A 12471-nucleotide genomic window follows, 5' to 3' on the forward strand; every position below is an offset into this window, starting at 1 on the left:
CGGGATGACGGCGCCGATCAGTATGCCGGGCACTGTTCAATGGTGGCGAGCAGTGTCTGTCAGTGACTGGCTGCCTTGCGCGAACAGGCGTCCAGGTCCTCGAGGAAAGCCTGCAGGATCGGCGGCGGGGCAGTGCTGCGTCGAGTAATCACATCGAACGGCGACATCAGTTGCAGGCTGGTGGGCGCCAGCTGATGCATCTCGCCGTTCTTGACCCACTGCGAGGCGAAGTGCACCGGCAAAAAGCCCAGGTAGGCCCCGGAAATCAGCAGGATGGCCAGCGCTTCGATGTTGTCCACGGTGGCCGCGGCCTTGCTCACGCCCAAGTGCTCCAGGTCGTATTGCTGCATGTAGCCCCTGACCACAATCCGGCTTGCGGCAATCTCTTCGAGCAGTTCGTCACCCTCGGCCTTGCTGCCATACAGTGGATGCCGCCGCCCGCAATACAGCCCCAGGGCTTCCTGATACAGCGGTGAATGCAACAGCCCGGGAACGTGGATCGGGAAGTGCCCGATGGCCAGGTGCAGGCGACCGTCTAGTACACGTTCTTCCAGTTCCGCCGGGGTGCCGACGTACACGTTGAGGTGCACGTCATGCCCTCGGGACACGAAGCGCTGGGTGGTGCGCGGCAGCGGTGAGTCCGGGTCGGTAATGGTGGTGTCGATGATGCCCAGGTTGAGCTTGCCACTGATGTGCTGCTTGAGCACGTCGGCGTCCATGCAGAAATTCTCTACCGCCGAGAGCAGGCGCTGGGTGGCTTCATGGATCGCCACGCCTTGCTCGGTCAGGCGAAAGCCGCTGCGCCCGCGCTGGCAGAGTTTGACCCCGAGCCGGGTTTCCAGATGAGTCATCTGTTCGCTGATGGTCGACTGGCCGGCATTCAGTGCCGCCTGCGCGGCAGAAAACCCGCCGCACCTGACAATCGTGGCAAACACCCTGAGCAGTTTCAGGTCGACATCGTGCAGCTGGATCACCTTGGACCTCCCGCGTGTGGATGCATCGGTAATGCCGATATGAGTATCTGATGTTTAGCATTTTTTCCACGAAAACCTGCGCCCATAGTCACTTCAACGGCGGTCGCCTTCCACGACCGCACAGCCAATAACAAGAATTGGAGATGCCAGACATGTCGAACAACGGTTATGAATCCGGTCGCCTGAACCTGCCATTCGTGGGGCACTGCACCTTTGGCAAATCCCCGGTGTGCACCGATTGGGATGCCCTCGATGCCGACGTGGCAGTCCTTGGCGTCCCCAACGACATGGGCACCCAGTGGCGCTCCGGTGCCCGTTTCGGGCCACGGGGAATTCGCGAGGCATCGACGCTGTTCTCCTTCGGCCATGCCGGTGCCTACGACCACGAAGATGACGTCATGTACCTGACCGCCGCCGATGTGCGCATGGTCGATGTCGGTGACGCCGATATCGTGCACACCGACATGGTCACCAGCAACGCCAACACCGAATACGCGGTACGCAAGATCCTCGATGCCGGCGTCATGCCAGTGGTGCTCGGTGGCGATCATTCGGTGCACGCGCCGGTGATCAAGGCCTTCGAGGGCCGCGGTCCGATTCACATCATCCATTTCGATGCCCACCTGGACTTCGTCGACGAACGCCACGGCGTGCGCTACGGCCATGGCAACCCGCTGCGCCGTGCTTCGGAAATGAACCACATCGTCGGCATGACGCAGATGGGCATCCGCAACGTGTCTTCCTCCAATCGCGATGACTACGAAGCGGCCCATGCGGCGGGCTCGAAGATTCTCTCGGTACGCGATGTGCGGCGCCTGGGCGTCGACGGTGTGCTGGCGTTGATCCCGCAGAACATCAACTACTACATCACCATCGACATCGACGGTTTCGACCCTTCCATCGCACCCGGCACAGGCACCCCCAGCCATGGCGGTTTCCTCTATTACGAAGTGCTGGAAATCATCCAGGCCCTGGCCAAACGCAGCCAGGGCAACATCGTCGGCATGGACCTGGTCGAGGTGGCGCCCGTCTATGACCCGACTGGCATGACCTCGATCCTGGCGGCGCAACTGCTGCTAAACAGCATCGGTTTCATCTTCCACGAGCGGGCTCAGGCGCGGCACGTCATGAGCGCAACCACCACGGCCTCGGCGTGACCTGACCGCCGCACAGAGAGACTGAAAATGGACACGATCGTCAAAAATTACCTGCAGAAATTCGGCGTCTCCGAAGCCACCCAGACCTTCCTCGGCAAGGCGCAGAAGATGTTCATCGGCGGCGCCTTTGTCGACGCCAGCGACGGGCAGACGTCCGAGGTCATCGAACCTTCGACCGCAGGCCTGATCACCCGGATTCCCATGGGCACCACTGAGGACCTGGATCGCGCCGTACAAGCCGCCCGCGCGCAATTCGACGGTGGCGCCTGGCGTCAGGCCAAACCGGCAGAGCGCGAACGCATGATGCAACGCCTGGCCGACCTGATTGAAAGCAACGCCGCCGAACTGGCTGAAATCGAATCGATCGACATGGGCAAATCAGCGGCCTTCGCCCGGGATGTCGATATCCAGGGCACGGTCGATACCCTGCGCTATTTCGCCGGCTGGGCGACCAAGCTGCACGGCCGCACTGTCGAGCCATCGCTGCCGGGCAACTACCTGGCGTATACGCGCAAGGAAGCGGTGGGGGTGGTGGGCGCCATCGTGCCGTGGAATTTCCCGCTGCAGACCATGGCCTGGAAGCTGGGCGCCGCATTGGCAACCGGTTGCACCGTGGTGGTCAAACCCGCCGAACTGACATCGCTGTCGGCCCTGCGTTTTGCCGAACTGGTCCAGGAAGCCGGGATCCCGGACGGCGTGATCAACATCGTCACCGGTCGCGGCAGCGTGGTCGGTGCGGCCATGGCCACCCACCCGGGCATCGACAAGCTGACCTTCACAGGTTCGACCCCGGTCGGTCGCACCGTCGGCCGTGCGGCGCTGGACGAAATGAAGCGACTAACCCTGGAACTCGGAGGAAAATCACCGGTAATCGTCCTGGCCGACGCCGACGTGAAAGCCGCCGCCCAGGCCATCGCCAATGGCGTGTTCTTCAACTCGGGCCAGGTGTGCGATGCCGGTACCCGGGCCTATGTTCATCGCAGCGTCTACGACGAGTTCCTGCGCGAACTGATCGCCTACACCCGGACCTTGAAGATGGCGCCGGGTCTGGATCCGGATTGCTTCATCAGCCCGCTGGTCTCGGCGTTGCAGCAGCAGCGAGTGACCGACTACATCGACACCGGCAAGCAGGAAGGTGCGCAACTGGTCTACGGCGGCCAGCCTGTGGAAGGTCCCGGTTTCTTCGTCGAGCCGACCATTTTTGCCCATTGCCGCAACGACATGCGCATCGTCCAGGAAGAGATCTTTGGCCCGGTGCTGGTGACTGCACCGTTCGACGATGAGGAAGAGGCGCTGGCCCTGGCCAACGACTCGCCTTACGGCCTGGCGGCCGCACTGTATTCCAATGACCTTGGAAAGGTGCACAGCCTGATCCCGCGGTTGAAAGCGGGGTCGGTCTACGTCAACGCCCACGGCACCCTCGATCCGTCGATGCCGTTCGGTGGCTACAAGCAGTCCGGATTCGGCAAGGACCTGGGCGCGGAGCAGCTCGATTATCTGCTCGAGACCAAGGCGGTCTGGATCACGCTGCCCTGAGTCATGGCTGTTGAAGGAACGCAATTCCTGTAGGAGCAAGCTTGCTCGCGATAGCGTAGGGACAGGCGCAGATGCAGTGACGGATAAGACCTCATCGCGAGCAAGCTTGCTCCTACAGGGGGGCGTCGTTCACCCGAAAGAATGCAGTTATCCCGTCATGATCTTCAAACAATAAGAGCCCATCATGAACATTGACGCCAAAGCCACCCCCAGCCTGTCCATCCTCGACGACAAACCCATCGTCGAAGGGCATTCGATCGATTTTATCCCGGAGAGCGAGCGTACCGACAAACTGTCGAGCCAGGGCCCGTTCTGGTTTCTCGGCAATTTCACCTTCTTCACCATGACCATCGGCTTCGTTGGCCCGAGCGTCGGCCTGACCGCGTTGTGGACCACCCTCGCCGGGACGCTGGGCATCATGTTCGGCACGTTGTTCATGGCCTTTCACGGATCGCAAGGCCCGCACCTGGGGCTGCCGCAGATGATCCAGTCCCGTGCGCAGTTCGGCTATCGCGGGGTGATTCTGGTGCTGCTGGCGACGCTGTTCGTGTTCGCCGGTTTCAACATCGTCAATCTGGTGTTGATGATGCAGGGCCTGCACACGCTGTTCGGCTTCAACCCCATTGTGGTGGCGGTGGCCGTGACGGTGCCGGCTGCCGTCCTGGCGATCCTCGGCCACGACTGGATGCATCGCAGTTTCAAATGGGCGTTGTTCCTGTCGCTGCCGCTGTACGGCCTGGTGACCCTGGCGGTGTTGATGGGCTGGGTGCCCGACGCCGCGGTGCCGGTACTGGCCGCCGGTGAAGTGGCCCCGGCACCCTTGGGTTTTAACTGGACCGGTTTCATCGCCCAGTTCGCCGCGGCGGCGAGTTACAACATCGCCTATGCGCCCTATGTGTCCGACTATTCACGCTACCTGCCGAAGAACACGTCCAGCGGTAAATTGATCGCGGTGGTGTTTCTCGGCGCCTCGTTGTCCGGTGCCTGGATGATTGCCGTGGGTGGCTGGCTGGCCGATCACCTGCACTCCACCGACGTGCTGGTCGCCCTTGGCCAGGTGGGTAACACCGTGTCGCCGTTCATGGGTACGGTTGTGGTGGTGGTCACGATCCTGGCGTTCCTGCCGGTGATCGCGATGAACATCTACAGCGCCAAGCTGACCACCCTGACCTGCGTCGATTCCATCAAGCACATCGAGCCAACCCGCAAGGCACGGATCCTGGCCATCGGTTTCGTGATCCTGCTGCAACTGGGCGTGGCCCTGAGCATTCAGAGTTCAGGCAAAGGCCTGTCGGTGCTGGGCATCTACCTGGTGGTGATGCTGTACTTCCTGGTGCCCTGGACCTCGGTCAACCTCACCGACTATTTCTTCGTGCGCAAGGGCCGCTACGCCATCCCGCACTTCTTCATGCCCCACGGCAACCTCTATGGCAGCTGGGGCCTGCGCGGCATCGCCGCGTACGCGATCGGTTTCATCTCGATGATCCCGTTCTTCTACATCTACGACGGCGTCGAGCAGCGCGAGGTCTATGTCGGCCCGTTGGCGAAGGCGCTCGGCAGCATCGACATCGCCTGGCTGGTCGGGCTGATTGTCTCGGGACTGGTGTACTACTGGTTCAGCCGCTCGATCGACCTCAAGCGCGAAGAAGCCGTCATCCGGCACATCGAAAAAACATCCCCGCAATACACCACCGGCGACCGGCTGACCAAGCCTTCGTTGCCGGTATTCAATGAATCGACGGCCGGGAGATAACCATGGCGACGCAAAGATACGACTACATCATCATCGGTGCAGGCTCGGCCGGTTGTGTGTTGGCCAACCGCCTGAGCGAAGACCCCGCTACTTCCGTGCTGGTACTGGAGTTCGGTGGCAGCGACCGCAGCGTGGTGATCCAGATGCCGAGTGCGTTTTCGATCCCGATGAACACCAAAAAGTACAACTGGCGCTACGAAACCGAGCCGGAACCTTACCTCAACGGCCGGCGTATTCACTGCCCGCGCGGCAAGGTGCTCGGCGGCTCGTCGTCGATCAATGGCCTGGTGTACATCCGCGGCCATGCGTGTGACTTCGACGAATGGGAATCCCTCGGCGCACAGGGGTGGGGCTACCGCAATTGCCTGCCATATTTCAAGCGGGCCGAGCATTACGAGGAGGGCGGTGATGGCTATCGCGGCAGCACCGGTCCGTTGCACACCACCAACGGCAACCACATGAAAAACCCGCTGTATGGCGCCTGGGTCGAAGCCGGTGCCGAAGCGGGCTACATAAAGACCGACGACTGCAACGGCTTCATGCAGGAAGGGTTCGGCGCCATGCACATGACGGTGAAAAATGGCGTGCGCTGCTCCACCGCCAACGCCTATCTGCGCCCGGCCATGGGCCGTCCGAACCTGACCGTGATCACCCACGCGATGACCCGCCAGATCATGCTCGAAGGCAAACGCGCGGTGGGGGTCATCTATGACCACGAGGGCCAGAGCCACCAGGTCTATTGCAACCGGGAAGTGCTGGTATCGTCCGGCCCCATCGGCTCACCGCACCTGCTGCAACGTTCCGGCATCGGTCCCTCCGAGGTCCTGCGCAAAGCCGGGATCGGCGTGCGCCATGACCTGCCGGGGGTAGGGGAGAATCTGCAGGACCACGCCGAGGTTTACATCCAGTTCGGCTGCAAGGAGCCGGTGACGCTCAACAGCAAAATGGACCCCCTGAGCAAGCTGTTGATCGGCCTGCGCTGGCTGTTGTTCAAGGACGGGCTCGGCGCCACCAACCATTTCGAGGCCGGTGGTTTCATCCGCTCCGACAAGGGCCTGCGCTGGCCGGACATTCAGTTTCACTTTCTGCCGGCGGCCATGCGTTACGACGGCAACAAGCCGATCAAGGGCCACGGCTTCATGGTGCTCACCGGGCCGAACAAACCCAAGAGCCGCGGCCATGTGCGGGTGCGTTCGGCGGATCCTTACGAGCACCCGCAAATTCAGTTCAACTACCTGCAACGGGAAGAAGATCGCGAAGGTTTCCGCCGCTGCATTCGCCTGACCCGGGAGATTATCGGCCAGCCGGCGATGGACCGCTTCCGCGACGGTGAGATCGCACCCGGGCCGCTGGTCAATACCGATGAAGAGATCGACGCCTTCGTCCGCGAGAACCTGGAGAGCACCTACCACCCTTGCGGCTCGTGCCGGATGGGCGAGGACGACATGGCGGTGGTGGATTCCGAGCTGCGGGTGCGGGGGATCGCGGGTCTGCGGGTGATTGACTCGTCAGTGTTCCCGACCGAGCCGAACGGCAACCTCAATGCACCGACCATCATGCTCGCCGAGCGTGCCTCGGATCTGGTTCGCGGGCGCAGCATGCTGCCGGCATCCGATGCACCGGTGGGCTTGGTGGAGGATTGGGAAAACAGTCAGCGATCGACATTGCCGGGACGCAATGTGAGGGTTTGATTCAGGCCTTCGGGACGCGATAGCCATGGTTGAAGGAGATCCCCTGTAGGAGCTGGCTTGCCAGCGAAGGCGGTGGGTCAGCTAAATTGATGTTGCCTGACACTCCGCTTTCGCTGGCAAGCCAGCTCCTACAGGGGGTTGTGTAAGCTGAAGATTGTGCTTACTTCACTTCAACACCAACAACCGATAAACCCCGCCCTCACTTTCGATCCCATGGGTGTCATGGGTGAAACCGGGGAAGGATTTGTCGAAGCTCTCCAGCGCCCTGAGATAGGCCAGCAATGGCCCGTCCGCCGGCCCTGCGTTCTCACCTGGCATCAACAATGGAATGCCCGGTGGATAGGGCACGATCCCGGTCGCGACGATCCGCCCGGCGGCTTCTTCCAGGGTCACCTGTTCGACTTCGTTCTTGACCAGTTTTTCGTAGGCCTCCACCGGACTGAATTCGGCCTGGGGCAGCATGCCGAATGCCTGGGCCATGGTCGCCGTGGTCTTGTGTCGCTTCATGGCGGCAAAGATGTCCGCGGCGAGGTCCTTGAGGCCCATGCCGGCGTAGCGTTGCTGATTGGCGGTCAGCAGGTCCGGCAGGCATAGCTCGAGTTCGAGGTTGTCGTCATAGTCGCGCTTGAAGTCGAGCAGCGCGTTGACCAGGGTGCCCCATTTGCCTTTGGTGATGCCGATGGAGAACAGGAAGAGAATGGTGAAGTCGGTGGTCTTCTCGACGACGATGCCCTGGCGTCCGAGGTAGGCGGTGAGGACACAGGCGGGGATGCCGAAGTCCAGCAGGTTGCCATCGTCGCCCATGCCGGGGCTCAGCACCGAGACCTTGATCGGGTCGAGCATGCAATAGCCGTCCTCGATGTTGCCGAAACCGTGCCACACCTCGTTCGGGTGCAGTACCCAGCAGTTCGGCTCGGTCTTGAGCAGCACCGGATCGACTTCATGGAAAGGTACCGCTGCGCCGCCCACCTGCACTGACGGCGGCTGCCAGCAGGTGAAAAACCACTCGTCCTTGCCCTGCATCTCGTTGTTCATGCGTGAGATGACCTGGCGGAAAGCGATGGCTTCTTCGATGGATTCGGTGGTCAGGATCTGCCCGCTGGGCGCTTCCATCATCGCCGAGCTGACGTCGCAGGAGGCCATGATCGCGTAGTTGGGCGAGGTCGAGGCGTGCATCATGAACGACTCGTTGAAGCGCCCGTGCGGAATCGGGTTGCGGCCGTTGCGCACGTGAATCATCGAAGCCTGGGACAGCGCGGCCAGCAGCTTGTGCGTCGATTGCGTGGCGAACACGGTCGGGCGCGACTCATCGTGATCGTCCGGGCTGCCGTGCATGGCGAAGCGGTCGCGATACAGCGGGTTGAACCGCGCATAACCGTACCAGGCTTCATCGAAATGCAGCCGGTCGACACTCTGGCCCAGCAACTCCTCGACCCGGGTGACGTTGTAGGTCAGGCCGTCGTAGGTCGAATTGGTAATGATGGCGTGGATCGGCGTCGGATCGATACCGTCCTTGACCAGCGGGTTGTCGGCGATGGCGGCTTGCACCCCTTCGGCGCTCAGGGTCTGCGGCAGGATCGGGCCGATGATGCCGTAGCGATTGCGGGTCGGCACCAGGTAGGTCGGAATGGCCCCGGACAAGGTCATCGCGTGCTCGGCGGACTTGTGGCAATTGCGGTCGCACAGCGCGATCTGGTTGCGCGTGACGCTGGCCATCAGAATGACCCGATTGGAGGTCGACGAGCCATTGGTCACGTAATACGTGCGGTGGGCGCCAAAGACCTTGGCGGCGTAACGCTCGCCCTGGCCGATGGGGCCGCTGTGATCGAGCAGCGAACCGAGTTCGCCGACCGAAATCGACAGGTCGGAACGCAGCAGGTTTTCGCCGAAGAACTCGTAGAACGCGCGGCCCGCCGTGCTCTTGAGAAACGCCGTGCCACCGGCATGCCCTGGGGTGTGCCACGAGTATTCATAAGTCCGGGAAAACTTCAGCAGCGCGCCGAACATCGGTGGCAACACCGCCTGCCGATAGCGTTCGATGGCGGCCAGGATGCGCCCGCTGAGGAAGCGGCTGGTGTCCTCGGGCAGCCAGATGAAGTCGTCGGCGTGCTGCATGACCACCAGCGGAATGTTCGACGCGGTGCTGCGGTCGCTGATCAAAAACACCGGTACCCGGGTGTTGCGTTCGCGCAGGCTGGTCAGCAGTTTGATGCATTCCTCATGGCCTTCGCTGTCATCCATTTCCCAGCTGAGCAGCACGCATTGAATCGCCGGATCCGAATGCAGGATCGAGGTGGCGTCGCTCAGGCTTTCCGAGACCAGCACGCTGATCGTGCGTTCTTCCACATCGCTGATCAACTGATTCAGGGCGCGACCGAATACGGTTCTTTTGTCCGGCGGACTGCTCACCAGCAGCGTGAGCATTCCGAGCGAATGTCTATATTCCGTCATGATTGAGTCTCCAGAGTGGCCGTTTTCAGATTGTTCACCGGCACCGGCTCGCCACTGATGTGCTGAGCACTGACAGTCTGCGTCGGTACGCTGTTATTGAGTGCTTCGAGGCGAATCAGGCGGTTGTTGACGAAGCCGAACAGCGTGTAGCCGAAGAGGGTCGCCACGCCGCCAAGCATCAGCGCCTGCTCGCCCGAGCTGTAGAGCGCCAGGTAGCTGTAAGCGGCGGCCACCCAGGCAATGATGTTGGTGGCCAGCGCCTTGCCTGCGGGTACGTTGGACACCTTCTGCATGGTCATCAACGCGGCCATGGACAGGATGTATGGCACCAGGTTGGTGACCACTGCGAGGTTGACCAGGGTGTCGAACTGCTTGCTCAGGTCCGGGCTGATGGTGAGAAAGCCCAGCGCCGTTTGGCCCGCCAGCAGAATCAACATGCCGACAATCGGCGTGCCAGCCTTGTTGGCCTTGGCGAAGATCGGCAGGAAGTAACCGGTGTCCGCCGAGCTTTTGAACACCTGGGCGATGGTGAACTGCCAGCCCAGCAACGAACCGACGCAGGCCAGCACCATCGCCGCCATCACGATGTCGCCCACCAATGGGGTGAACATCTTGGCAAACACCAGGCCGAACGGCGCGGTGGAGGAGGCCAGTTCCGGGTTGTCGACGATACCGGCGATGACGTTGGTGGAAACGATGTAGATCACGGCCGCGCCGAGGGTGCCACCGAGGACGGCGATCGGCACGTTCTTCTCCGGATTTTCCACCGCGTCGGTGTTGGCGCACGCCGACTCCAGGCCCAGGAATGCCCACAACGTGATCGCCACCGAGGCGCCCGCAGCTTCCAGCCAGCCCATGTTGTGCGGGTTCCAGCCGGCGGCGTAGACACTGCTGTCGAACCAGAACCAGCCAATGGTGGATACCAGCACCACCGGTGCAATCACCCCCCACACCGTGATCGCCCCGATCCGGCCGGTAATCCGCGCGCCGCCGAAGTTGGCAAAGGTGGTGATCCATAACAACGCGATGGTCGCCAGGCCCACTTGCAGCGAACCCAGCTGCACGTCGAACAGCACCTGGATATAGCCGACCGCGGTAATACTGATTGCCACGTTGGCAATCAATAACGAGAGGCCATAGGTGTAGTTGGTCAGGTAGTTACCGGCCTTGCCGAACGTGTATTCGGCATAACCGCCCATGCCCCCGGTCTTGCGACTGAGCATGCCGCAGCGTGCAAAGGCATAGGCCAGCGCCAGGGAACCGGTGGCCGTGATCAGCCAGGACAGAATGGAAATACCGCCGACTTCGGCGAGTTTGGTCGGCAACAACACAATGCCTGAGCCCAACATGTTGACGGCCGTCAACATCGTCAGTTGCCCCACCGTCATTTTCTTTGCGCCTGACATTCCGTTGCCTCTATGGATTGCGTTTGGAAGCGTTAGCTATAGCCAAGGTTTGAGATCTCGCAAGAAACGTCCGTAAGACACTGAGAAAACAAGCTATAGCGCACTCAAGGCATTTTGCTGGCCCCGAAGCCTCGATCTTTTGACCAAAATCAATTTATTTTCAGTTAGTTAGGATCGAATGCAAATGCGGAATGTGTTGATCGTGCTCATGTCGTGCGGCCTGGCCAGCGGTGTGGCTTCCGTCCAGGCCAGGGAGCTGGTGGAGAATGACCGCTATATGTGCAGCTGGGGCGCGGGAACGGCGGCCAAAGCCCAGGAACTCAAACTGTCGGGCGTCTCGCTGTATGCCGCGCGCCAGAAGTTGCAGGCCTACAAATTCAGCAAGCCATGGATGCGCATGATGGCCATGGGCATTACCGAGCAGACCTACGACAGTCAGTCGCGGCTCAAGCCGGCGGCAATCAGGCAGGGTTTTTACGATGACTGCGTCCGCTACAGGGTGGCGCGTAAATAGCAGATGGCGAAGGCGCCCGTGAGGTCAGGCATCGATGGCGGGAAATGGCACACCCACTCATTGTGGCGAGGGAGCTTGCTCCCGCTGGGCTGCGAAGCGGCCCGAAAAATGTGCATGCAATTGTTGATTTTGTGAGCGCTACGCGCTCAAGCGGGAGCAAGCTCCCTCGCCACAGGGGTCTCACTGACTGCTTTAAGGAACAGCATCACCGCTGTCACCAACACTTCAGCAGGCAGCAGAGCGAAGTGTTCAACGTCTCCTATACTGGAACGCCTGAGAGTTTCCCTACCCACACCACGAGGAAAACGAACATGGCAATCCGCATAGGCGACGAAGCACCGGACTTTACCGTCGAAAGCACCGAAGGCACGCTCAATTTCCACGAATGGATTGGCGACAAGTGGGCCATCCTGTTCTCGCATCCGAAGGACTTCACCCCGGTCTGCACCACGGAACTGGGCTACATGGCCGGCCTCAAGCCCGAGTTCGACAAGCGCAACACCAAAATCGTCGGACTCAGCGTCGACCCCGTCAGTAACCATCAGAGCTGGGCAAAGGACATCGAAGAAACCCAGGGCCATGCGGTCAACTACCCGATGATCGGCGACGAGAACCTGGTGGTGGCCAAGCTCTACGACATGATTCATCCCAACGCCAGTGGCGGCGCACGGACCGCCGTGGACAACGCCACGGTGCGTTCGGTGTTCATCATCGGCCCGGACAAGAAGGTCAAGGCGATGCTGATCTACCCGATGAGTGCCGGGCGCAACTTCGATGAAGTGCTGCGACTGCTCGATTCCCTGCAGCTGAACGCCAAACACACCGTCGCCACTCCCGTGAACTGGCGTCCGGGGGAGGACGTGATCATTCCTACGTCGGTGTCCGACGAGGATGCGCGCAAGAAGTATCCGGAAGGCTTCAAGACCGTGAAACCTTATTTGCGCACGGTGGCGCAACCGCAGTAACCGGCCCTGATGCCGGGCACCCGC

Annotated in this window: 9 protein-coding genes; 6 read left to right on the forward strand and 3 right to left on the reverse strand. The window is 61.3% G+C overall.

Annotated features, from left to right (window positions below; genetic code table 11):
• Positions 1–59 precede the first annotated feature (59 nt).
• Entirely contained in the window at positions 60–974 is a 915-nt protein-coding gene (locus ACA062_RS13245) for a LysR family transcriptional regulator (RefSeq protein WP_497456776.1), read from the reverse strand.
• Between the two features lie 152 nt (positions 975–1126).
• Between ACA062_RS13245 and speB the strand changes: the two genes are divergently transcribed.
• The 4 genes from speB to betA all read left to right on the forward strand — a co-directional run bounded on the left by speB (position 1127) and on the right by betA (position 7111).
• Positions 1127–2131, forward strand: a complete 1005-nt coding sequence (gene speB / locus ACA062_RS13250; protein WP_497456777.1) for an agmatinase — start codon at positions 1127–1129, stop codon at positions 2129–2131.
• Positions 2132–2158: 27 nt separating this feature from the next.
• On the forward strand, positions 2159–3667 hold the full coding sequence (locus ACA062_RS13255; protein WP_497456778.1) for an aldehyde dehydrogenase family protein: 1509 nt from the start codon (positions 2159–2161) through the stop codon (positions 3665–3667).
• Positions 3668–3851: 184 nt separating this feature from the next.
• The gene (locus ACA062_RS13260) at positions 3852–5420 is read left to right on the forward strand and encodes a purine-cytosine permease family protein (protein WP_497456779.1); all 1569 of its coding nucleotides are present in this window, start codon (positions 3852–3854) and stop codon (positions 5418–5420) included.
• 2 nt (positions 5421–5422) lie between these two features.
• Complete coding sequence (gene betA, locus ACA062_RS13265) at positions 5423–7111, forward strand: choline dehydrogenase (RefSeq protein ID WP_497456780.1); 1689 nt, start codon at positions 5423–5425, stop codon at positions 7109–7111.
• 165 nt (positions 7112–7276) lie between these two features.
• On the opposite strand, the gene ACA062_RS13270 is transcribed toward betA, so the two are convergent.
• Positions 7277–9562 carry an Orn/Lys/Arg family decarboxylase gene (locus tag ACA062_RS13270; protein ID WP_497456781.1) on the reverse strand — a complete coding sequence of 762 codons (2286 nt, stop codon included), beginning with the start codon at positions 9560–9562 and terminating at the stop codon, positions 7277–7279.
• Positions 9559–10968 carry a putrescine-ornithine antiporter gene (gene potE, locus ACA062_RS13275; protein WP_497456782.1) on the reverse strand — a complete coding sequence of 470 codons (1410 nt, stop codon included), beginning with the start codon at positions 10966–10968 and terminating at the stop codon, positions 9559–9561. Before potE ends, ACA062_RS13270 begins: the two co-directional genes overlap by 4 nt.
• 178 nt (positions 10969–11146) lie before the next feature.
• Here potE and ACA062_RS13280 point away from each other — a divergent pair, with 178 nt between their 5' ends.
• Positions 11147–11482 carry a hypothetical protein gene (locus ACA062_RS13280; RefSeq protein ID WP_497456783.1) on the forward strand — a complete coding sequence of 112 codons (336 nt, stop codon included), beginning with the start codon at positions 11147–11149 and terminating at the stop codon, positions 11480–11482.
• Between the two features lie 311 nt (positions 11483–11793).
• Complete coding sequence (locus ACA062_RS13285; protein ID WP_497456784.1) at positions 11794–12447, forward strand: peroxiredoxin; 654 nt, start codon at positions 11794–11796, stop codon at positions 12445–12447.
• Positions 12448–12471: the final 24 nt, after the last annotated feature.

The organism is Pseudomonas sp. LBUM1679 (assembly GCF_059695565.1).